This window comes from Sphingomonas sp. SORGH_AS_0438 (assembly GCF_031453475.1).
In the GTDB taxonomy this organism is placed as follows: Bacteria; Pseudomonadota; Alphaproteobacteria; order Sphingomonadales; family Sphingomonadaceae; genus Sphingomonas.
The window spans coordinates 1877026-1899842 of record NZ_JAVIZS010000001.1 but is presented as its reverse complement, the minus strand read 5'-3'; the positions used below and the strand labels follow the sequence as shown (position 1 = coordinate 1899842).

The following is a 22817-nucleotide window of genomic DNA, read 5'->3' as shown; positions in this document are numbered from 1 at the left end:
ATGACCACGATCGACGCGGGTATCGCCGCGTACAAGCGGCTCACCGGGGAGTATGACGAAGCGGTCGCGCGCTTCGACGCCGAATTCAACGCGGGCGGCACCGGCTATGAGGCCTTTGCCAACATGGCCGCACTCGGCGAAAAGCTCGCCCAAGCGGCCGAAGCATTGAAGGGCCGCATCGACGCGGCGCAGCGTGCCCTGTGAACCCGACCTATCGCAATCACCTCAAGGCCAACGGCCGCAAGACAGATGTACAAAGCCTGCTCAGCGGCATGATGGCGAGCGACGGCGATCTCGTCGGCTTGGTACGCGACATGCAGGCGCGAATCTATTCCGGTGGCATTGCCGAGGATCGGTTCGACCGCGTCCTTTTCAGCCCGTCGACCACCGACATCCGCACGCTGCCACCTGCAATCCTCGATACCAAGGAAGCCTTGGTCCCGCTGGACCTCATCCCGGCGACCCAGAACGATCTCGGGCACTTTCTGAAGCGCATGATGGTGGCGACGGGGCGAGATTTTGAACCCCATGAATTGGTCGGGGACTGGTTCGGAGATGGGTCGCCCGGGCGCGCCTTCGACGACCACGTCGATCGGCTTTGGCAGCTGAGTGCCGAGAAGCCCGATCTTTACACTGCGCTGGTCGGCGGGCGTTTCGGTTCTGTCGTCCGCCATCTCCAGCACAGCCGGGCGGTGACCGACGCGACGAAGCGCCTGCGCGACCTGCTGGTTGGGCAAGCGCTGATCTGGTGCGCCCATGACGTCCAACTGGTCGGCGCACGGCTGACCAAGACGCCGGACTATGGCTTTCTGCTTCCGGGGAACCGCTCGCTCGAGGGTTCGCTCAACGACCTGCGCGATCGTCGTGTCGCGCTCGGCACGGTGCTCGACCTGTTCTTCAGCTCGGGCGAATGGCGCAATCGCGAGATTGAGCCAGCCTGGTCCGGCGTCAACATGTCGCTGACCCAGCACACCGATCCCATTATCCGACGCACCGCCAAGCATGTCGGACGGGCTGATCAGAATGTTGAAACCAGACTGTCGCCGACCCATGTCGCGGCCATGATGCAGCGGATCGGGGCGCAGCTTCGCGCCGATCCGTTCCTGGCCCGTACGGCAACGCCGCGGACCGGCAATGTCGAGGCCAAGGCCTATGCCATCGAGTGGTATGGCTTGCCGCGATTAGCCGCCATAAGCGTCGCCATCCGCCGCCTGATCCAGGCCGAGCAGCAGTTGCCCGCCATGATCGATGCGGTGATCGCCGGAAAGGCGTCACCTGCGATAACGATCCTGCGGCCGCTGCCCACCTATTGCCGCGCCAAGCTGCGCCGCTTGTCTGTCGCGCGACAGGTTGGACTGCTCGCCTTCTATCGCCACACCGTGTTGGCCGATGGCAATCGCAACTCTTCAAATCCGTGGAAGGCCATCGAGGCGTCCCGAGAATTTCTGCGCAAGCGAGGACTGCGCAGTTCGGGCGATCATCACGGTCCGGCAGGCGACTCGCGCCGGGCCTTCTATCTCCTTGACGTCATCCCCGAGCATCGGTTTGCAATCGGCTGACGCCGTTTGGCGATCTCACCTGTTTAGGCGGCCCAGCAGATGCTCTTGGCCAACTGTTGTTTCTCAACCACGACGTTCATTCATGAGTTGATTGTGCTACACTCGTGCATACCAGATTACAGTGCAGTAGAATGCCGACGTCGAGACGATCGCGCCGTAACACTTCATAGAGTAAAATTTGCGATCAAAATTCGCGAGTCAATGGATCGAAAGTGGTGATCCGTCATAGTTAATGATATTTAGCATATAGTTGATTTAATCGTACGGGATAAGGAACCGAGGGAGCATACGGCGGAGTGGACATCACCCATTAGCGGACGTTCAAGCCTCGCTTTCGATTCCTTCATAGCGGACGTTCGTTTATGCCGCTTATCGCGCCTACTGATACGCAGATACAGCGAATTGGGATTCCTGCATAGAGTGCCCTTCGGTCAACTCCGACTCGGGCACGCATCAATGCCAGCGGCGCGAACTCAAAGCTTTCTGGAATCCATAGGCCTGATCCGCGTCTCCATTAGCCGGAGCTTCTTCCGGCAAAAGTCTTTTCACCTCCTTTTCGCGATCCAAATCGTCGACAGTCATAGTCCAAGAGTAGAGAGGCGGCGCTTCGCGAGCTCCGAGAAGTGCGAATGCAAGGCGCCCCGCGAGCCGATCGTGAAGGCTACCTCGGCTGCTTCGGCAAGATGGTTGTGGTAAGGCGGCATGCGGAGGGTCTAAGGCACGTACATGATTGAAGATGACATCAGGAAGCTGGTCGACGCCCATTATGAGGATGACGCGGCCGATATATTGCTGCTGTCGAACATCGGCATGCATTTGACGGATGCAGGTTTGTGGCCGCCGGCTAATGACAAGCGTACGCTCTTCGATATCGTCCAATCGATGGACGGCGTGACCCTAGTCCGGGACGAGACTGCAAAATCCTTTATCGCCGTCGTCAAAACGGGAGAGGAGCAGCGCGCCGTTCAGGCGATTGCCGACCGCCACAAACACGCTTTCCTGCGTGGCCTTCCACGCGCCCTCCTGCTCGCCTTCACGCTCGACATAGCAGATGGACAGATCATGACAGTCCGTCTTGATCAGAAAATCAGCTATTTGGCCGGACCTGTTGCCGAAGACGGCGCAATCGTCGTTGATGATGATTTGAGAATATCAGGGTTGGATGTGATCAACCTGCGTGAATTATCGGGTGACGACATAGAGAAGCTCGACACAAATATTCGTGCGTGGTGTGAGCGTCACCATATCGATCCGGCATCGCTCCAGCGGACGAGCCGAAAGGCAATCAAGGCTACAACCTCTCTGCCCGCTGACACGGTCCAGGCAAGTGCGCTGGAGCGACTCTATGCCGCGCAAGATCCCGATGTTGCGAAACGTCTTTCAGTTCCGATCGACATCGCTTTGGCTCTGAGCCGCATGCCTTAATGGCGAAGGGTAATCGACGGCGGCGCGTTGTGAATCCTCGCAGCCCTCAGCCTATGTACGTTATCGCGGGATTGCCCAAGGCGATCCACAAGGATGCCGTCGATAACTTGCAGGACAGGTTGCCGCATGCCATCGTGAAAGGCCTTCCTTCGCCAACAGCGGACGGTTCGCTCTATTCGACCGCCTTCCTCAGTCAGTTGGTTCGGTCGATCGGAGAATTCGCCGTACGCCGACGGACGAACGGCAATGCGCAACCCGCCCCGGCCTCTATCACGCTTTTTTTCGTTCCAGCATCTGACCAGGAAGCGCTGTTACGACGTTTCGATTTCGCTCTCATGTCAGCGCCACTCTCGGCGCTTGTCGCACGCGACGAGCAATACAGGCAGCTTCGTCATGACCCGGAGGCGGTGGCTGCGGCTCTGATCGCTGCCGTGGCGGCATCCGGCGATGCCCGGACGAATCTCAACCATGTGATCCGACGTTTGGGCTATCGATCCGATAATGAGGCGCTCCTTCTACCCCCCTGCAATTTCATGGCGCAGGATGGTGATCTGGTGCCGATCTTCAGGGCAATCCGCTTGGGGGAGCGAGACTGGACTGATCGCCTAGAAGAGCTAGGGCCAACACCGCTGACGCATGAGGATGTTCCCCGCCGCATCCAACGCCAACAGACGCGGCGTGTCTTTGTCGACAGTCGAGGCATCGCCTTTTTCATCGCACACCCGGGGGCATATGACGGCCGCCCCCGCGAGGTTGAGGACGACCAGGATAGTGACGCCCTGCTCGACACCTTGCGGGCGCTCTATCGGTTCGGCGGCGCCCTCGAGCCGGGACTTCATCACGATGCGCAGCGGGGTGATGGAACGGCTCTGGACGGTGCCGTCTTCGCATGCAGCGAGAAAGGCCGGATCAGTGCCAAGGCCGATTACGCCAACGTTTATCCCAACGATTTTGTGAGAGTTGGCGACTTCACCTCGTTGGAATAATCCGCCGACACTCTCAGGCGAGTGTACGGCGATTATCCAATCAACACCCTATCGCTCATCAGCCGGTCGACAGGCGGGATGCCCGTCGTTTCGCTCAGGTCGCAACCGAAGCGAAAGGTCCATGGGAGAACCAGCGGATCTTGAAGCCGTAGCTCCAGTGCTTTTTCCTAACTGCCGTTAGAATCCACACGATGCCCATAGGGGCATTAGATATGCTGTCTAGATGCCAATTCTGACGAAAATGTCAATGGCAATCGGTCTGCATAAGCCGGCGTCGTCACATCGACTGCCGCATAGCTCTCAGTTCCTCAAACCTTATCAACAACGGATTGGCGTCAGTCCCGGTCCAGTTCCATCTCGAGGCGCATCGTCGCATAGGCGATCGCTTCCGACAGGGAGGCCATGCTTTTGCGAGTGCGCTGGAACAGGACGAGCGCGAGATAGGGGTGTTCGGTCTCGCGAACGCGCCTGATCGACCGGCTCCAGCTTCCATGCGGGATAGCGCGGTACTTCGGCCTGAAACGATCGAGATTGGCTTTGACGTATCGAACCGCCTCCACCCGTCGCGGCGTGTCGTAAAGACTGTTGTCGAGCCCCTGCCGTTCAAGCGCTACGTCGCGCGCCCAGTCGAACTGCGCTCTCGCGATCAGGAAGGGCGCCTTGCGGGCAGGGCGAGTATTCTCGATGAGGAAACGCAATCCGCGTGCAATCCCACGGCGCTTGTCGTCGAGATAATCCGCCAGCGCTGCCTGTAGGGGCGTAACAGGCGGCATGGGCAACGCTTCTAGCAATTGATGCGCGAGTTTGCGCCGGTCGATCGTTCCGGCGATGGCGTCGGCGTTGCGGCTCGCGTCGTAATAGCGCCGTCCGATAGCGGTGAACACGAAGCTGCTCGACCAACTGTCGAACGCCCGCGAAAAGCGCGTGAGATAGTCGCAGGCGAACCGATAATAATGGAATGCGAGCTGTCGCAGGTAGGGCTGATGCGCAGTTCCCTCATGATAGGCCGCGTTGCGATGGTCGTGGGCGGCGAGTATGACATCGGCCTCGACTTGGCTCAACTCCCCGACGAACACCGTGACCGAGAGCCGTTCCTTTAGACTTTGGCTCCGCGCCTGTTTGCGATGCCTTGCCGTGATGCCCTTTAAGTCGCCGCCAAGCGCGGTATGCACATAGAGCGCCTGTCGCAGCATCAGCTCGACGACATTGTCGATGAGTATGATCGCCAGCCGGTTGTGGATCGGATGATCGAGCCGCAGTTCGACCGCGGCACGGTCAAGTTGCTCCGCCATGGGAAGAAGCGTTTCCATTCAGCGTCGTGCCGGTTGCGGAAACGACATGATTCCGTCGCAAGGCATCAACGGACCGTCACCGTCAACGATGGGGCAGATAGGGTTCTGCCCTGACTGTACGGCCTGCTACGGCAAGGTCGAAGCTATAGTCGACGGGCATCCGATCAGTCCATTCCGCCGGACGAACGCTGGTTGCGACGACATAGCCAGCCGGATCGACCCAGATCAGACGTTCGCCTTCCTCAATCGGGAACACGCTGAGCTGTTCGGCAAGATAGTCAGCGGCCGGTCGGGCTAGGTCGGCGTCGAACACCGGCAGGGACCGGCGTCCGCCCTGCACCCGTCGCGGCATCCGGGCCTCCACCCAGGTCCGGATTACGCGCGGATCGAGGACGGCATTGGGATCGGCATCGTCATCCTGCGCCTCGTAATAAGCCTTGGCATCGTCCTCCGCTTGGCGGCGATCGATCGCGTCACCGCGGGCGAGCAGGAAGGCGGCCACCGGATCGAGCGTCCCCCAGTTGATGAGTTCCTTCAGCCAAAAGGCGATCCACGGCAGGCCGCTTTCCGGCCAGTCGTCGGTCTTGAGCGCGTCGATCGGCTGACCATCCGCGCCCCGATCGAGCAGCAGGCCAACGACGCTGCCCAATCCCCAGCTCCCGCGATAGATAAAATTCTCCGCCACGAATTTGTACCACTTGCTGAGATCCTTCGCGCTTGGCTGTTTCGCAAGCGACGATCGCGCCAGCCACCAGCGCAGCAGCTTTGGCCAATCGTCGAAATTGGTCTTGCGCCCCAGCGTGCGACTGATCGCAAAGGCGGGAACGGCTGACAAGCGTTTGAGGATGTCGGTGATGAACCGAAGCTGCCGTTCGGGCGTGCGATCAGCATAGTCGATCCCGGCGACTAGTGCTGCGCGAATGCTATCGACCTGATCGAGTAGGACCTGGCCCGAACGCGGGCCGAGGCTGGTGCGATACAGGCGGCGGCGGTGGTCCGCGTCCGGGTATATGGTCTTGATCGCGGTGCCGCGCGCGAGCCAGAAGCGCGAAAGGCGATCCTCCTCCTCGGCGGCGGCATGGGCATAGGTGTGCCGCCAGATGCGGATGAGTTCGGCTTCCATCTCCGCTGGTGGCAATGCCCGCGCGGTCAGCGTTTCGACTTCTTGGACGAAGGCCAACAGCATGGCGTCGAGCGAGTCGAGATATACGGCGATATCTTCGTCATCCTTTTCGGCCTCACTGATCGACACGGATTCGAGCCAGGCAACGAAATCCTCATCCGAGTCGCTGTCGGCGATCGATTCCCATCCGTCGCGAAGCGCGGATAATAGCATTGCGAGCGCGCTGTGCGCCTTCTGCTGATCCGGCGTCGCCCCTCCCGCTGCCGCCAGTCCAGCCGCCTTTTCGAGCTTGTCTATTAATTTGTCATAGCCGTCCCACTGCCGGTTCCATACCGGCTCAGGCTCGGCCTTGCCGCGCTTCCGTTTATATTCCCGTTCGGGAAGCACCACTAACGCGCTGCCTTCGGTTGCGACGCCAGGCCGCCCTGCGCGGCCGATCAGGTTGGCGAACTCGGCGGCGGGCAGCACCTCGTTGGCGCGGAAGATGCTTGGTAGGAGGATGGTGTTGACCGGCAGGTTGACGCCTTCGGAAAGCGTGGAGGTGGCAATGATGACACGCACCTGCCCGCGATCGATCGCGATCTTGAGCCGCCGAGCAAGCAGAGCCGGCATCTGGCCGTGATGTACCGCTATGCCTCGCACCAGCAGCCGATACTCGAAAGACTTCTTCGTAAAGTAATCCTCGGCGGCTGCAAGGCAGCGCTGCCATGAGGGATCATCACCGGCGGCGTTCCAGTAATTAGGAAGATTCTCGTCCTCCCATGCGTCCATCAGGTCGGCGCAGGATTGGGCGAAGGTGATAACGTTCTGCGTGATGGAGATCAGCACAGTCGGTCGGGTGCCGTCGGTTCGCTCGGCGGCGAGGTGGAGTGCCGCCCAGAGGGTGGGTGCGCGCATGCGCACCTCGACACCGGCGTCGTCGTCCAGCCCATTGGGGAGCGCGGGGAAGGGCTGCGGCACATAGGGACGATCGTCGGTGCGCTCATCTTCGAACACCAGCGAATGTCCATCCATCAGGTCATAACGGATGTCGAAGCGACCGGATGGCGATACTTCCAGCCGCCCCATCATCTGGCGCGTGCTGCGATGCGAGGACACTATTGGCTCGGCCTCGTCATCGTCGCCGAACCAGGCCGCCATCGCCGGTGCCGCCTGGGCGGCGACGGCGGACAAAGCGATGAGCCGAAATCCTTTCTCATCGCGGGCGCGCAGAAGGCGTGCGCTCAATTGTTCGAGGCGCAGCGCCCGGGATTTGCCAGCGGCGAGATCTGCGGTCCGGCGCGGATCGTGGTCGACCATATGCGCCTCGTCGATCACGACGGTGCGCACACGATCGAGGAAGAGGACGCCGAGATAGCGCAGCAGTGCATCCGCCTTTTCAAAGGTACAGATGACGACCGCCGGCTGGTCGACTTCGATCCATGCGTCGGTCGGCCCCCAGTCGATCCCGCCGTACAGGCCGGTGACGACAACCGGCTCTGCCGCAACGCCGCGAAGATCCTCTGCCAGCCGCGCTTCCACTTCGGCGGCGAGGGCACGGGACGGCACCAGATAGAGGACGAGATTGGCGGGCCGGAACGGGTTGGTTTTGGGAGCGAACAGGCCCTGGACGGCTCCAAGGGTCGCGATCGTGGTCTTGCCCGACCCGGTGGGGGTGCAGAGGACGAACGATGAAGGTTCGGCAAGGCGGGCGATTCCTTCGGCTTGTGCCGGCCAAACCAGCGCACGCCGGTTCATAAAGGCTGCGCGGGCAAATTGGACGAGCGCCGCACCGACGCCGTCGCCGCTGTCCGCTGACAGGCGCAGGACGTGCGGCCAGAGGCTGGTCCCGACGAAGCGCCGCGCAATCCCTGCAGTAAGTCGCGCCAGCAGATAGGAATAGGGATCACGGCTATGCAGATAGCTGGCCGCGAGATGCTCCAGCTTGGTGATCGCGCGCATCACCAATGCGTCGTCACCGTTGCGCATATAGGCGCAGATCGTGCCAAGGCACATGATGACATGGCGGATCGTGACTTCGGCGATGTCGATAACTTCACCGCGTTCCGACACTTTACGCTCGCGATCCGACTGCCACCGTTGCGACCAGAATAGGTGGGTGGCAGCCAGCGCGGCGGGAAAGTCGGCGCGAATGAAATTGCGCAATAATTCGGAGAAGGGTTCGTCGCTGGGCATTCGACGCAACTGGCCGAGCGCCAACGCAGGGTAGCCCGAAAGTTGATAGGCGGCGGCGGAGAGGAGATGAACCGGCACATGCTCGGGGCGTAGCGAGGGCTGCGAAAGCCATTCGAGGATCTCGCCAGCGCGCTTGAGCGACTGGCGCCACAGGATATTGCTCTCACCGACCCCTTCCAGCCAAGCTGCTTCGATCAGGAGCAAGGCTTCGTCCAGACGGGTCTGGCGCTCTGCGACCGAGAAGCTCGTGAGGCCATCACGCCCCATGTCGCGCCGGATGCGTTGGCTGTACAGCTTCGCTTGGGCCGGGGTCAGCTTGTCACGCGCGAAATCTTCTCGGATGCCTTGCGCGATAGCGATCGTGGTGGCGTCGACCATCAGCTCTGACTCCGGTACAAGGCATCGACCAGCCCTTCGAGATCCTCCAACTGGAACTCCATGGCTTCCAGCAGCCGCTTGCCGGTATAGGCCTCATGGGGTTTGTCGGCCGGCAACCAACTCACCTGCGTCTCGTCTTTGATCGGCCAATGCCCCACCGCATAGGCGAGGCCATCGTTGCGTTCAGCCGTGCGAAAGCCCTCCTTCCAGAAGGTGAGCAGCCGAGCCTGCCATGCTTCGGCATCAGGCGTGTCGTAGTCCGACAGCAAATTGATGAGTTCGCGCACGCCGCTCGGGCGCTGCTGATCGACGGACAGCTTCTCATGTGCCTTGCGGATCGTCCCGGTGTTGTTCCTGGCAAGACATTTGGCTTCGAGCGTCAGGACATGGGTGATACGGCCGGTATCGTCGATCCGGAATGCGATCGCGTCATCTCCTGTCCGTCCCGGCCGTTTTTCAGATTCGGCATCGGACTCATGCTCCCCGCCGGCAAGCAAATGCTCGTTGATAAGATCGAGATGCTGGAATTCGGTATTGTGCATGCGGAAAAGAAAGGCGGGGATATGCCAGTCATGTTTCCCGAACGCTCCGAAATGTTCGACCGCGAGGCCAGCTAGCGTTTCGCCTAGATAGCCTTGCAGTGTGACCCTATGAAGGATGGCCGGATAGTTTGCGGCGGGGTCTTCGTCTCCGGCGAATGGCGAGAGTGGGTCGACAAGGCCTCGCCGTATCTTGAATCGCGCATCGTCCAGCGCTTCTTGGGCATAAGCGATCAGTTCGTCGCGTAACGAAGCCAGGTTGGCACTGACCTCACGCCATACGCGAAGTCTGTAACGCTTCGGATGTGGGGGCAGCTGTTGAGCAGGAATCCATTGCTGCAACGGCTGGAGAGTAACGCGGCGAAACCGAATCAAAGAACGGATTCCTGCAGACGCTTCCGCCTCATCACTTTCATAGAACTCTCCCGGCACACTCCGTTCCAAACGGAAGCTCATTCTTTATGCTACAGGGCCATGCCAACTAGTAAAGAGTGAAGCCAGCATCGATATTTTCCGGTCCGGAATGGATGTTTCGCATCCACACCTCGCGATAAGCGGGTAAGCTCATCCATTAGACAGCAACAATAGCCATCCCGCGACGCGGTCCGCGCCGGCGAGGCGCTTTAGCTGAGGCATATATTCGGACACGCGCGCCCGACCCATTCTCGCGAAGGTGCCGCTCAGCACCCGCCGATTATCTATGCGTGGCTTGTCGCAGCTCTTGGGGAAGAACGGTCGAAGCCGCTCCTTCTGGCCATCAGTCACCTAAAAACAGGTCGCTCAATCCGGTCTCCTTGCAGAGCCTGAATCAGATCATGACGCTCCCATCGATGAGTCCTGACCCAAAATCAGAAGTGCCGAACAGAAATTTTCCAATGTTCTGAGTGCCCATCTCCGGCTTCTGTGGGGCACCATCCTATGGGATGTAAGGTGTTGAAATTGCGCTAGTGTTGCGCTTTTTGCTCCATTCCATACAACCTTTCATTCCCTCACTATGCGATTGTCATAGGCGTTCAAGCGCGAGCGGTGACGGTCAAGCGCCATGCCTCACGCCTCCTGATCCACCCTCCAGTGGATCAGGAAAACCATCATCCCTCAAGATGCTGATCGGGTTTGAACCCTAGAACCGCGTGCCGATCCCTAGCCAGATGCGTGCCGGGTCGATGACGTACCCGAATCGATCATAGCTCAAGCGCTTGTCCAGCACGTTCTGTACGCCGCCATGCAGCGTGAACCGAGGCGAGACCTTGTACGATGCGCCGATATCGACTGTTGTGTAGGATGGTGCGACGGTGGCATTGCCGCTGATCTGCGCTTCGGTGATCGCCTCTTGGCCACGGAATATACCGCGAATATAGCCGTTCAGCCGAGTCGTCGGCTTCCAGTTGAGCGAGGCGCTTGCCTGTTGCTTGGGCGTATCGTTCAACGCTGCACCGATATTGGCACCACTTAGTTGCTCCGAGTCCGTGAGCGTACCGGTCGCATTGACCCTCAGCGTCGCGGTCAGCGGCATGTCGATCGTTGCCTCGATCCCGCGGACCTTCGCCTTGTCGACGTTGACATAGGTGGTCGGTGGCCGCCCGATGGAGCTTAGCGGCTCACCGCTGCACCAGGCCGCGGCTACGACACAGGTCACGCGCGTGATCTTGTCGTCAAACCGCGTGTCATAGGCCGTCAGGCTGGCCTGGAACGTGCCGCCATCAAACAGCAGTCCTGCTTCGATCGTTCGCGATGTCTCTGCATTCAGATCAGGATTGCCATAGATCGTACCCCCGCGGCTCGACTGGCCCCAGTCCGGGAGCGTCTGGCGCAGGTTCGGCGCGCGAAAGCCTTGCGAATAGCCACCCTTCAGCGTGAAAGCCCGGTCGATATTCCACACGGCATAGACCCGCGGCGTCCAGTGCGTCCCATATTGCTGGTCGTCGTCCATCCGCAGGCCGCCGGTCAGACGCAGTCCGGTCAGCACTGTCAGTTCGTTTTCCGCAAACACCGCTACTTGCCGTCGGCTTGCGCCGTCTCGCGTCGATCCCGCCAAGAGATTGCCGACCGTGTCCGTCAGGTCCTCGTTGCGGTAATAGGCACCTACGCTCAAGGAATTGGCGGGCAGCGGTACCATCCAGATCGACTGCGCGATCGTGTTCTTGATCCGTTTGCCGTCCTGCAGGCTTTTCGCGTCCTCGAGCTGCAGATAGCTCTCCGACGTTACAAAGCCCCAGCGGCCGGAATGACTGATCGAGCCGACATAACGTCGCTGCGCCTGAACGTTTTCCATACCCGTCGGCACCGTCGCGCTGGTCGCGACCGTTTTGCCCGCTGTCGCGGTCACGGTTTGGCGGTAATATCCCAGTTCGGCGAGAAAGCTGTGGTCGGGCCCTGCGTTCCACCCGAGCTTGCCAGCCAAGCTCTCGTCCCGGCGTTCCGGTGTGCCGCCGATGACACGATCCTCGCCGCGTCGGGTCGCAGCCCCCTGAACCTGAACACCGACCGAGCCGGCGATCGGACCGGACAAGTAAAAGTTGCCGTCGGCGACGTTGCCGTAATCGGAGCCTAACTGCATCGTGCCATTGGCCCGAGTGCTGCCGCGCCATGTCTTGGAGATGCGCCGCGTGATTATGTTGACGACACCGCCCATCGCATCGGACCCATATAAGGACGACATCGGGCCGCGTACCACCTCAATCCGCTCGATCGCCTCCAGCGGCGGCAATTGCCCGCCCTCCGATATGTTGCCACCGTTGGTTCGTGTCTCGCGGCTCGACAAGCGCTTACCGTCCACTAGGATCAGCGTATATTGCGGCGCCATGCCGCGGATCGAGATGTCGCGACTGTTACCCTCGCCCGGCGTCACGGTGACGCCTGGAATCTCGAGCAAGGCATCGGTCACTTCGCGATAGGGCAGGCGATCCAGATCCTTGCGTGTCAGCACGCTGATCGATGCCGGTGCGTCCTTGACCTGCTGTTCGCGACCGCCCGAAGCGGTGACGACGATCTCATCGGCACGGGTCGTCTGGCCTTGCGTATCCGGCATGCGGTCCGACGCGAGCGCGGATGTGGAGGAAGCGAGCGCGATGAGCGCCGCCGAGGAGCGGTTTAGGATGGTCGACATGAAGGTTCCCGTCATCGCTTGCTATTGCAAGTCGGTTGCAACCCTATGCGGGGGGATGCGGCAACGGGCCAGCCCCCAAATCTGAATAAGCCTTATTCAGCTCGCGGATGCACAATGTCGGGTCAGCATATCCGCCAGCCAGATCACCGCGCGGTCGCGCGTACTGCGGTCGTGCCACAGCAACCGATAGTCGAGATTGTCGATTGCGACAGGAGCGGGCCGGGTTGCCAAGCCATAGCTGGCGGCAAACCGCGTGGCGGCGCGGGTCGGAAGGGTCATCAGCACGTCGCTGCTCGCGATAAGGGAAGGTGCCGCATGAAAATACGGAAGCCGTACGGTGACGCGGCGCTCGCCGCTGCGCACGCCCAGCCGCACCTCGACCCCGTCTACCGCAAGGTCGCTGACTACGATGCCGACATGCGGCCATGCGAAGAACGCATCCAGCGTCAGCGCACCGTCCGACGTGGCAAGATCATGCTCTGCCCGCATGATGCAGGTATAGGTATCGGTAAACAGCGATCGCGTGTGCACCGCCGGATGGTCGGACTCAAGTCCGGAGATGATGAGGTCGATCTCTCCCGACGCCATCTTCTTCATCATATCCGCGCTGAATGGTACGATATCGACCGTCAGCGATGGAGCGGCGGTGGTGATGGCCTCGAGTGCTGGCGCAACCACCGTGAGCACCCCGTAATCCGTCGATGCGATGCGAAAACAACGATCGAGTGTAGCAGGATCGAATGTCGGCGGATGAAGCAGCGCAGAGGTTGATGCGAGCCATTGTTCGATGGGGGCGACCAGTTCGTCCGCCCGGCGCGTCCGCTGCATTCCGCCGTCTGTTCTGACCAGAAGCGGATCTCCAAGGATGTATCGGAGCTCGGCAAGCGAGCGGCTGATCGTGGGCTGGCTCATTCCAAGCCTGCGTGCCGTTCCGGTTACGCTCTTCGTCTGAAGAAGTACGGCCAGGGTGGCGAGCAGATTGAGATCGATATGCCCGGGAAGGATACGGCAACTCGCTTTATATCGAATAACTAATGCGAGCTATTATCAACGCTTCCTGCCATTTTCAACTCTAGCGATGTCGCGCCTACTCACTGTTTCAGAGTGACACCGTGGCGCCAAGCCGCACCATCCAGGGTTCGGTGGCGCGACTGTGGATAGCCGATCTATTTGTCGGCCAGCGCATCGAAGGCGAGATTGCATAAGTGCGGCGACGTGAAATCCGGCGTGCGCCAGCGGCTTTCCAACAAAATGGGCATCAACCTCACCATCTGGTGGCGAGCACGGGGATTTCGCGGGCAAGAAAGTCGATCCACGCGCGTGTCTTCGCGAGCGGATGGCGGGTCGGATGGGTCACCGCGAAAACACCGCCCAAGTCGACCAGCGGCTCGGTCAGCGTCACCTCGACGAGATCGCCGCGTTCGAGCGCCGCTTGCGCGATGAAGCGGGGTCCATAGACCAGCCCCTGTCCCGCCACGGCAGCGGCGACGAGAGCCTCGCCATTATTGGCGCACAGCGATCCGTGGACTGCCACGCGCTTGCCGCCGTCGGGACCGAAGCCCCAGGAGGCCGAGCCGGTCGCTTCGTTCAGGGTAAACCCCAGGCAGACATGATAAGCGAGATCATCGGCCCGCTCGGGCGTGCCGTATCGCGCCAGATAGGTGGGAGCGGCGCAAATCGCGAGCCGCATGGTGGCGAGCCGGCGTGCCATCAGGCTGCTGTCCGAAAGGCGACCGATACGGATCGCCATATCCCACCGTTCTTCGAGCAGGTCGACATAGCGGTCGCTAAGTCCCAATTCGATCGTGACGCCGGGGTTCTGCTCGCGAAACGCGGCGGCGAGCCGGGCGACGTGCAGCGTGCCAAACGTCATCGGCGAACTGACCCTGAGCAGCCCCTCGACCTTGTGCGAAACGGCGGACGCATCGGCGTCTGCTTCCTCGAGCTCGGACAGGATGCGCTCGGCGCGCTCGAGATACGCGGCTCCCGCCTCGGTCAGCACGAGCCGTCGCGTGGTACGCGTGACGAGCGTCGTGCCGAGACGCGCCTCCAGCGCGTCGAGATGCCGTCCCGCCATCGTGGGCGACAGGCGCATCTGCCGCCCGGCCGCCGACAGGCCGCCACTGCGAATGGCGCGGACGAAGACTTCGATACCGGTCAGGCGATCCATGATCTTATACCATGAGTAGATAGTGATTCGACGAATCTGATCATTATCATCGATGATGGCGAGCGCCATCTGGTGGTTCGAAAGGACACACCATGCGACAGCCCAGCCTCTTCATTCCCCACGGTGGTGGTCCGTGCTTCTTCATGGACGACCCCGCCGGTGTCTGGACCAATATGGCAAAGTTCCTGCGGGACCTGCCCAACCGGCTGTCCGAGGCGCCACGAGCCATTCTGGTGGTCTCCGGACATTGGGAAACGAACGGCTTCGCCTTCACCGGCGCGGCGCGGCCATCGCTGATTTACGACTATTACAACTTCCCGCCCCATACATATCGGCTCGGCTACGATGCGCCGGGCGACCCGGTTTTGGCGGAGCGGGCGGCGGGACTGCTTCGCGATGCCGGGTTCGTTGCGTCGGTCGATCCCGACCGTGGCCTCGATCACGGCGTGTTCGTACCGCTGAAGGTGATGCTGCCCGACGCCACGATTCCGGTGGTGGAGATGTCGATCGACCATCGGCTCGATCCCGCTCGGGCGGTCGAAGCCGGCCGCGCTCTCGCGCCGCTGCGCGATGAAGGCGTGCTCATCATCGGTTCGGGCATGAGCTTTCACAACATGCGCGGTTATGGTGACCCGCGCTCCACCGTCCCGTCGGAGGCGTTCGACGCTTGGCTGGGCGACGCGATCCGCCAGCCCGGACCTGCCCGAGCGCAGGCGCTTGCGGCGTGGGAAAACGCCCCCGCCGCCCGCTTCGCCCATCCGAAGGAGGAGCATCTGCTGCCGCTGATGGTAGCGGCGGGTGCGGGGGACGATGCACCCGGCGAGCGGATCTATGGCGAGCGCGTGCTGGAAACCGCCATTTCCGGTTTCCGCTTCGGCTGATCGCAACGAGGAGACGTGAGATGATCCCGACGATCGCCAAAGGGCGCGATGCCGGTTCGCCCGGGGCCCGATCGTCACATCTCCCGCCCATTGCCTGTTATGACTGGAGGAGCAAATCATGACCATTGCCGTCACCGGCGCGACCGGACAATTGGGTCGCCTCGTCATTGCCGCACTCAAGCAGCGGGTCGCGATCGACGACATCGTCGCGCTGGCACGATCGCCGCACAAGGCCGGCAAGCTCGGCGTTTCCGTGCGGCCATTCGACTATGCCACGCCCGATAGGCTTGCCGATGCGTTGTCGTGCATCAGGACGCTGTTGCTGATTTCGTCGAGTGAAGTGGGACAGCGCAGCGCGCAGCATCGCAACGTGATTGCCGCGGCGAAACGGGCCGGCGTCGGACGGATCGTCTATACCAGCCTGCTCCATGCGGACACATCGTCGCTCGACCTGGCGGTCGAGCATCGGGACACCGAAGCCGCACTTGCCGCGTCCGGCATCCCCGTCACCCTGCTGCGCAACGGATGGTACACCGAGAATTACACGGGTGCGATCCCGGGTGCGCTCGCGGTGGGCGCCTTGATCGGCAGTGCCGGACAAGGCCGGATTTCATCGGCCTCCCGCGCCGATTATGCCGAGGCGGCGGCCATCGCCGCCAGCGTCCCGGATCATGTCGGCAAGACCTATGAACTGGCTGGCGACCATGGGTGGACGCTGGCGGATCTCGCCGCCGAGGTTACCCGTCAGACGGGGCGGGATATCGCCTATGACGATCTGCCGCCGAACGACTATGCGCATCGGTTGCAGGATGCGGGCCTTCCCGCCGGAGTGGCACAGGCGATCGCGGGATATGACGTGGCCGCCTCGAAGGGCGCGCTGTTCGACGATGGTCGCCAGCTTTCCAGGTTGATCGGCAGGCCGACCACCCCGCTGGCCGACGCCGTGCGGGCTTCGCTGGCCTGATCGCCAAGCGGGTCGGGTATCACCCGATCGTTTCGATTCCGCAACGACTATCCGAAAGCCAGAGCCATGCCGCATGCCTTTCGCGTTACGCTGGAGGCGCTTGACGAAGCGTCAGGCGCGCCCACCGGGCGCCGGGTCCACACCGACATCGTCAATCACGACGACTTGTTCGACATTATCGAAAAAATATCCGCGCGCGGTGTCGTCCCCGCCGATGAAGCGACCGAATTCGCGATCGGGTTGAAGCTCTTCACCGAAGTGCTGCTCCGCCACCGCAAGGACGCGCCGTTCGCTGAGCTTCAACCGCATATCGGCACCTTCATGAAACGGCTGAAATCCGCGCCCGCTGCGGCGCAGAGCCGCGCCTGATCCTCTCGAAACATCAAGCCACAAGGAGAACCGACATGAATACCGACCTCGGCCTCGACCTGCCCAACGATCTCGCCGCCTTCATCGGCAACCATTTCATCTACACCTATGCCAATGGCTGGCGGTACGAATGGTATGCCCGCAACGCGACCACCTGCGACTATCGCATCCACCAGGGTCTGGTCGGCGGTCGCTGGGTGACGAACCAGACGATGGACCTCGTCCAGCTTGCGCCGGGCATGTACAAGGCCGACTGGCATGAGCCGACCGGCACCTGCGTCAGCCTGTATTTCGATATCGAACGCCGCCTGATCCACGGCACGATCTTCTTCCCGCAATGGATCGCGGGCGAAGGCCAGCATCCCGAAAAGACGATCTGCTACCAGAACGACTTCATCCCCGACATGAACCGCTTCCGCGACGAGGGCCCTGCCTACCCGTACGTCATCATCGGCGAATTCGCGAAGATCACCTTCATGGAGCAGCGCGGCCCCGACAATGACGACGTGATCAATGCCGCGCCGGGACAGCTTCCCGACGGCTTCCTCGATCGCACGAACTGAGGGAGGTCGCCATGTCCCACCAGTCCCGTTTCACGGATAAGGTCGTGATCGTCACCGGGGCGAGCACCGGCATCGGCCGCGCCACCGCGATCGCCTTTGCCCGTGAGGGTGCCAGGGTCGTCATCGGCGACTTCGACGATGCCGCTGCCGACACGGCCTCGGCCATTATCGACGCCGGTGGATCGGCGATGTTCGTCAAGACCGACGTCAGCCAGGACACATCGGTCCAGGGGCTGGTGCAGGCGGCCATCGACACCCATGGCCGCCTTGACATCGGCTTCAACAATGCGGGGCTTCTGCCCCGCACCGCCGATCTTGCCGATATGAGCGTCGAGGATTTCGACCGCACGATCGCCGTCGATCTGCGCGGCGTCTTCCTGTGCATGAAATATCATATCGCCCAGATGTTGCGCAATGGCGGCGGAGCGATCGTCAACACGGCATCGGTGGCGGGGCTGGTCGCCGATCCCGGCATGGCCCCCTATGTCGCCGCCAAACATGGTGTGGTGGGGATCACGAAGGCGGCCGCCCTCGACTATGCGACCCGCAACATCCGCGTCAATGCCGTCGCACCGGGCCTCGTCGCGACCCCGATGACCGAACGCTGGCTGACCGATCCCGCCTTTAAGGAGAAGCTTCTTCAGAATTCCCCGATCGGTCGCGCTGCCCGGCCCGAGGAGATAGCGACGACTGTTCTATATCTGAGCTCCGATGCCGCGTCCTTCGTCACCGGCCAGACCTATGTGGTCGGTGGTGGCCAGACCTCCCACTGATTTCCATAGGAGACAAGACCATGGCGTCTTCCCTGCAAACCAAAGTCTTCGTCAGCAGCGATCAGCATAACGGTTTCGGCGTGTCATCGACCATCGTGTATGGGCCGACTGAGGCACTGCTGGTCGATTCCCAGTTCAGCCTGTCGAACGCGCATCGCCTCGTCGCCGAGATACTCGAGGTGGACCGCGACCTGACACAAATCTTCATCACCCATATGCACCCCGATCATTATCTCGGGCTGGAAGTGGTGAAGGCCGCGTTTCCTGGCGCGCGCGTGATGGCGTACAAAGACGCCGCCGATGAGGTGAACGACGCGTTCGGATTCAAGATCGAGCATTGGCGCGATACCGTCCTCGGCCGCAACGGTGCGACGACGGCGGTGCCGGTCGAGCGCATCGACCAGACGAACCTGACGGTGGATGGCGAGACGATCGAGATTCTGGGGTTGATGCGCGGCGACTGTGCCCATGCGGCCGCGCTGTGGATTCCGACGATCAAGACGCTGATTGCCGCGGATACCGTCTTCTCGGACGCGCATGTCTGGGTCGCCGATGCCCGCACGCCCGAGGAGAGACAGGCGTGGTTCGAAACGCTCGACCGGCTAGAGGTATTGGGCGCCACCACGATCATTCCCGGACATGCGCCCAACACCCGCCCCTATGATCCCGACGGCATCGGCTTCACCCGCCGGTATCTGACGGATTTCATCCGCGAACTGGAACGTTGCGCGGATGCCGCCGACCTCGTTGCATGGATGGACAGGCTTTACCCAGACCTGCCGGTGCGGATCTGCCTCGAATATAGCGCCCGCATCCTCAAGGATCATTATCGCTGGGACGGCGACTGGCCGGAGTCCTTGCGTGATCGCGAGGCGGTGATCTGACGCACGCCCGTGATGGACGCCCTCGTATTTTTCCAAAACTCATTTGGGAGAGATATTGGGACGTAGAAGGTTTTCCCGTTCTGATATCCCTACAAGACGGCGTAGGAGGGGGCATTTACCATCACGGGCGAACACCGCATGGCGGTTCAGCGCCGTGGGACCCAAATTTCCCAGCGATCGGAGTGCCCAGTTTCATCCGGCCAGGGGCACCACTCTCATGAAATCGCACCTCATAGAAGACAAATGCCGGCACCAGCACGCGGGGTTGTCGTATTTCCGGCTCGACTTTCTGTAGACTGTTCTACATATGTTCTCTCTGCGATGTCAAGGCGGGGCAGCATGATCAAAACCTCTGGCAGCAAGCAATCGAGCGCTTTTTCCATGGTGGCTGCGAACCGGCAAGCTGCCGCCTGCGCTCAGGCCTGACGGTCTCGAACTCAAATTCAATCCGTGGCACGATCCGGAGGACGGCCGGTTCACATTTGCTGGCGCAGGACGCCATTATGGTGCGAGCGGGACCGACGCGGTTAGCAGTCAGAAACGCCGGGCTCCGACCAGTCCTGATCCCGTCCCTGTTCTATGGGATCGTAGCAAGTCGAGGAATTCAGCATTGCCAAAGGCCGGAACGTCACGTGCTGAAACGGCGGCGAGAGATGGCAGCAGCCGGTGAATCGTGCCTCGCCCAAAGTAAAGCCCAAGCCCGTTGAGGGATCGCGGCCCGGCAACCAGCCGAACCCTGTCACCGAATTCGTCGTGGCGTAGGCGAAGGACTTTACGACGTTGGGACAGAAACGGTGGCAGGAGTCCGCGCTACGCTGACGACGAATCCGGTGACCACCGTTTGCAACGCCGGTCGCGGTATCGCGGGTATGATTGATGCTGCGATCGCTGCCGAGGACACGCCCGCCCATATCCAGGCTTCCCGTGCGGCAAGCGCCGTCGCCAATGCGTCGGCGCGGGATATCGGTCGTGTAGCGGGGACAGTTGCCGGGAACGTTGCGCTGGCGGCAGCGCCGGGGGCGGCGCTTTCGAAGGCGGCCGCATTGCGCCGACTACGCATGGCGAGGCCGCGCACGACCTTTGATCCGCCGCAGATCGGTTGGGTAACGGAGACGACCAAGTCGCAAAAGCCCTGGAAGGCTTACAACGACGCTGCGACGGGTGCCCAGCCCGGTCGGGCGCCGACGCTGATGCGAACAATGGCGGACGGTTCGAAGCGGCCAGTCAAGTTCGACGGCATTCAGGGCGATTACGTGATCGACCGGAAATGGAAGGTGGTCGATGCTCCCCGCGCCCGAGCCCAGCTCTTGCGACAATCGGAGGTGCTGGCAGAACATCGCCTGATCGGTACGTGGGAGGTTCCTACTCCTGCTCAGAAAGCTAAAGCACCGAAGTTGTTCAAGAAGGTGAAAGTCACCAACATCCAGGTGAAGGTAGTCAAGCCATGATTGCTATGCAAGTTGCGAGCTTGATCGCAGAATATTATGTTTTCTTGACGTTGACTGGTGAGGAGGAGCTCAATCTCGACACTGCCGTGAAGATGACCGAATCTCTCGCCGATCATCTGGAAAAGATGGACAAAGGATTTCTTCGCGAGCTGATGGATGCGTTTCCGATTATAGCAGAGGGATACAGTGGCGAAGCGCAGGAGGTGGTGCGCAACATCGCCCGCAGCTTGTATCTTGAAGAGGCGCTATCAGCTGACGATCCTGTCAAACTGGCCGAGTTGGAAGCGCCGCGCGACGCGAGGGACTGAGCGCCGGCTGGAGTTTTAAAACAGCGTGATCATGGCCTCCTCCATTTCTATTGCCGGCGACTGATCGAAATTTTCCAATGATCTGAGTGCCCAGTTTTGTCCCCCGTGGGGCACTACCCTACGCAAGTCGCTGTTTCGGCTGCGGAAAGCACCGAAAACAGCCATCTGATGCGGTTGTCTGCTACACATGTAGCAAGGGTGAAGGCATGGGCACGCTCCTGTATCGGCGTGAAGGTGGCACCTATTATTCCGTCGAGCCATTCCGACGAGTGAGCGAAATCGTTTCGCCGGTAAGCGTGAGTGGATAGAGTCGCTTCGAACGAAGGACCGCGTGGAAGCCAAGCGACTGATCCCCGCCTACGTTCAAGCCTTTGATCGCGCGATGATGGATGCGAGGGCTCCGGAGAGGCGAGGCAAACCCTTAGAAAGGGCGGTAGAGGCATCTCCGGTGCCTGGAAACCAGAGCATGTCGAGACGCCACGACCGTCTATGCAAGCTTCTGCTTCCCTCCTCAAGGTCCTCGAAGGGCATGTCGGAGGGCAGGAGGTTGAAGTCATTACAGCACTTAAGTGACAGGGCAATTCTACGGCATTGGTGCGGTATGTAGATCATGTCGAAGCGCACTTGGCCCGACCAGGCGGTGTTTCGGTTGCGAGCCGGCTCGCCGAACGGGTTGCCGTTATAAGTCAGGATCGTGTGGATGCGGTAAGACACGGCCTTCAGCTGTTAGAGGAATTCCCACGCTGCCCGCCTGACTGCCATGTCGGCGAGTAAGGTGGCCGCGAACTTCGCGGGTACGGCGGCCTTCCTTTCACACGGAAGGACCGCACCATCACACCGTAGGATCAGACACTTAGGCCGCTGTCCGTCTCCAGCCTGTGTTTTCCAGTTCAAGGAACTCCGCGGCCATTCCCGCTGCGCTGAGGAGAGCGGAAACGACGTGGTCCGGGATGAGCCGGGGGCGGCTGTCGGCCACGCACAAGGTGCCGAGGCGAAGGCCGTCCGGCGCGACGATCGGTACGCCGGCATAGGATCTGATATGGGGATCGCCGGTGACCAGATCCATCTGACGGAACACCGGATGGGTGGATGCGTCCGTCACGATCGTCGGTTCGGCTGCACAAAGCGTGTGGGCGCATAGGCTTTGATCCCGGGCATAGGCGCCGCGCGAAAAACCGAGAGCCGCCTTCGACCATGACTTTTCCGCATCCATCACGCACACGGCGGCAAAGGGAAATCCGACCTGATCGGCCAGTCGCCGAACGATGATATCGAGGCATGGGTCGACATCGTCATTGGCGACCTGGAGCTTGGCCAGCCTCTGCAGGCGGAGCGCTTCATCCCCGGGTATGGGAAAACGTCCCTCGGACCTCACGCGCAGATAGTGCTGCGCTGCCGCTTGGCCGCGCGACGACGGGCTGCGTTGCGCGAGATCGGTCTGGCGTACGGACAAGAGCGTGTTGCAGAATCCGGCCGGGTCGCTCGTCACCGATCCATCCTCAAGCAACGCGCTCGCACCAAGTGCGACCAGCTTCTGCTCCACTCTGGAGCGCATCTGGGATGAAACGACGACCTTGGTCAGCGCGGGACGGGACGCGAGCATCGAGAGCAGGCGCGCCCCGTCGATATAGGGCAGGAGAAGATTGATGAGGACGATATCGGGCCCGCATTCCTCAATCACCGTCAGGCCCTCATCCGCACCTCTGGTCGATCCGACCACCGTGAGTCCGTCATGCGCTTCGATCGCATCGCGCAGCATTGTGCCCATGACATTGGAATCATTGATGATAAGAACCCGTGTCATCGCCATTTCCCTTCTCGCATTACGAATTTATTAAAGGGAGATGACAAATGAAGCTGTGGATACTACGGTA

General features: G+C 61.2%; 20 protein-coding genes and 1 pseudogene. 13 read left to right on the top strand and 8 right to left on the bottom strand.

The window, feature by feature from the left end:
* The 4 genes from QE452_RS08795 to QE452_RS08780 all read left to right on the top strand — a co-directional run bounded on the left by QE452_RS08795 (position 1) and on the right by QE452_RS08780 (position 3970).
* Entirely contained in the window at positions 1-204 is a 204-nt protein-coding gene (locus QE452_RS08795; protein WP_309729891.1) for a hypothetical protein, read from the top strand.
* Positions 201-1559 carry a hypothetical protein gene (locus tag QE452_RS08790; RefSeq protein WP_309729889.1) on the top strand — a complete coding sequence of 453 codons (1359 nt, stop codon included), beginning with the start codon at positions 201-203 and terminating at the stop codon, positions 1557-1559. The genes QE452_RS08795 and QE452_RS08790 overlap by 4 nt, the downstream gene beginning before the upstream one ends.
* Before the next feature lie 726 nt (positions 1560-2285).
* Positions 2286-2984 carry a hypothetical protein gene (locus QE452_RS08785; RefSeq protein ID WP_309729886.1) on the top strand — a complete coding sequence of 233 codons (699 nt, stop codon included), beginning with the start codon at positions 2286-2288 and terminating at the stop codon, positions 2982-2984.
* A gap of 53 nt (positions 2985-3037) precedes the next feature.
* Positions 3038-3970: a hypothetical protein gene (locus QE452_RS08780; protein ID WP_309729885.1), complete on the top strand. Its 933-nt coding sequence runs from the start codon at positions 3038-3040 to the stop codon at positions 3968-3970.
* Between the two features lie 335 nt (positions 3971-4305).
* Here the strand turns inward: QE452_RS08780 and QE452_RS08775 are convergent, their stop codons facing one another.
* From QE452_RS08775 to QE452_RS08745, 7 genes and pseudogenes are all read right to left on the bottom strand, one after another.
* Positions 4306-5280 carry a hypothetical protein gene (locus tag QE452_RS08775; protein ID WP_309729883.1) on the bottom strand — a complete coding sequence of 325 codons (975 nt, stop codon included), beginning with the start codon at positions 5278-5280 and terminating at the stop codon, positions 4306-4308.
* A gap of 64 nt (positions 5281-5344) precedes the next feature.
* A complete protein-coding gene (locus QE452_RS08770) occupies positions 5345-8938 on the bottom strand; it encodes a DEAD/DEAH box helicase (protein ID WP_309729881.1) in 3594 nt (1197 codons plus the stop codon).
* On the bottom strand, positions 8938-9933 hold the full coding sequence (locus tag QE452_RS08765) for a hypothetical protein (RefSeq protein WP_309729879.1): 996 nt from the start codon (positions 9931-9933) through the stop codon (positions 8938-8940). Before QE452_RS08765 ends, QE452_RS08770 begins: the two co-directional genes overlap by 1 nt.
* A gap of 219 nt (positions 9934-10152) precedes the next feature.
* A pseudogene (locus tag QE452_RS08760) lies at positions 10153-10261 on the bottom strand (IS5/IS1182 family transposase); the annotation flags it as partial.
* 336 nt (positions 10262-10597) lie between these two features.
* A complete protein-coding gene (locus QE452_RS08755; RefSeq protein ID WP_309658638.1) occupies positions 10598-12583 on the bottom strand; it encodes a TonB-dependent receptor domain-containing protein in 1986 nt (661 codons plus the stop codon).
* Between the two features lie 96 nt (positions 12584-12679).
* The gene (locus QE452_RS08750) at positions 12680-13561 is read right to left on the bottom strand and encodes a LysR family transcriptional regulator (protein WP_309730529.1); all 882 of its coding nucleotides are present in this window, start codon (positions 13559-13561) and stop codon (positions 12680-12682) included.
* 286 nt (positions 13562-13847) lie between these two features.
* A complete protein-coding gene (locus tag QE452_RS08745) occupies positions 13848-14822 on the bottom strand; it encodes a LysR substrate-binding domain-containing protein (protein ID WP_309658639.1) in 975 nt (324 codons plus the stop codon).
* A 23-nt stretch (positions 14823-14845) separates the two neighbouring features.
* On the opposite strand from QE452_RS08745, the gene QE452_RS08740 reads away from it, so the two are divergent.
* The 9 genes from QE452_RS08740 (at position 14846) to QE452_RS19070 (ending at position 21550) form a co-directional block, all read left to right on the top strand.
* Complete coding sequence (locus QE452_RS08740) at positions 14846-15634, top strand: class III extradiol ring-cleavage dioxygenase (RefSeq protein ID WP_309658640.1); 789 nt, start codon at positions 14846-14848, stop codon at positions 15632-15634.
* Between the two features lie 118 nt (positions 15635-15752).
* Complete coding sequence (locus tag QE452_RS08735) at positions 15753-16598, top strand: SDR family oxidoreductase (RefSeq protein ID WP_309658641.1); 846 nt, start codon at positions 15753-15755, stop codon at positions 16596-16598.
* A 66-nt stretch (positions 16599-16664) separates the two neighbouring features.
* The gene (locus tag QE452_RS08730) at positions 16665-16967 is read left to right on the top strand and encodes a DUF3861 domain-containing protein (protein WP_309658642.1); all 303 of its coding nucleotides are present in this window, start codon (positions 16665-16667) and stop codon (positions 16965-16967) included.
* Between the two features lie 35 nt (positions 16968-17002).
* Positions 17003-17530, top strand: coding sequence for a phenolic acid decarboxylase (locus QE452_RS08725; protein WP_309658643.1), 528 nt, complete (start codon positions 17003-17005; stop codon positions 17528-17530).
* Positions 17531-17541: 11 nt separating this feature from the next.
* A complete protein-coding gene (locus QE452_RS08720; RefSeq protein WP_309658644.1) occupies positions 17542-18303 on the top strand; it encodes a glucose 1-dehydrogenase in 762 nt (253 codons plus the stop codon).
* Between the two features lie 20 nt (positions 18304-18323).
* Positions 18324-19187, top strand: a complete 864-nt coding sequence (locus QE452_RS08715; RefSeq protein ID WP_309658645.1) for an MBL fold metallo-hydrolase — start codon at positions 18324-18326, stop codon at positions 19185-19187.
* Between the two features lie 830 nt (positions 19188-20017).
* Positions 20018-20635: a hypothetical protein gene (locus QE452_RS08710; protein ID WP_309658646.1), complete on the top strand. Its 618-nt coding sequence runs from the start codon at positions 20018-20020 to the stop codon at positions 20633-20635.
* Positions 20632-20943 carry a hypothetical protein gene (locus tag QE452_RS08705; protein WP_309658647.1) on the top strand — a complete coding sequence of 104 codons (312 nt, stop codon included), beginning with the start codon at positions 20632-20634 and terminating at the stop codon, positions 20941-20943. Before QE452_RS08710 ends, QE452_RS08705 begins: the two co-directional genes overlap by 4 nt.
* A 259-nt stretch (positions 20944-21202) precedes the next feature.
* Positions 21203-21550 carry a DUF6538 domain-containing protein gene (locus QE452_RS19070; RefSeq protein WP_405052793.1) on the top strand — a complete coding sequence of 116 codons (348 nt, stop codon included), beginning with the start codon at positions 21203-21205 and terminating at the stop codon, positions 21548-21550.
* A 246-nt stretch (positions 21551-21796) separates the two neighbouring features.
* On the opposite strand, the gene QE452_RS08700 is transcribed toward QE452_RS19070, so the two are convergent.
* Complete coding sequence (locus QE452_RS08700) at positions 21797-22747, bottom strand: GAF domain-containing protein (protein ID WP_309658648.1); 951 nt, start codon at positions 22745-22747, stop codon at positions 21797-21799.
* Positions 22748-22817 lie beyond the last annotated feature (70 nt).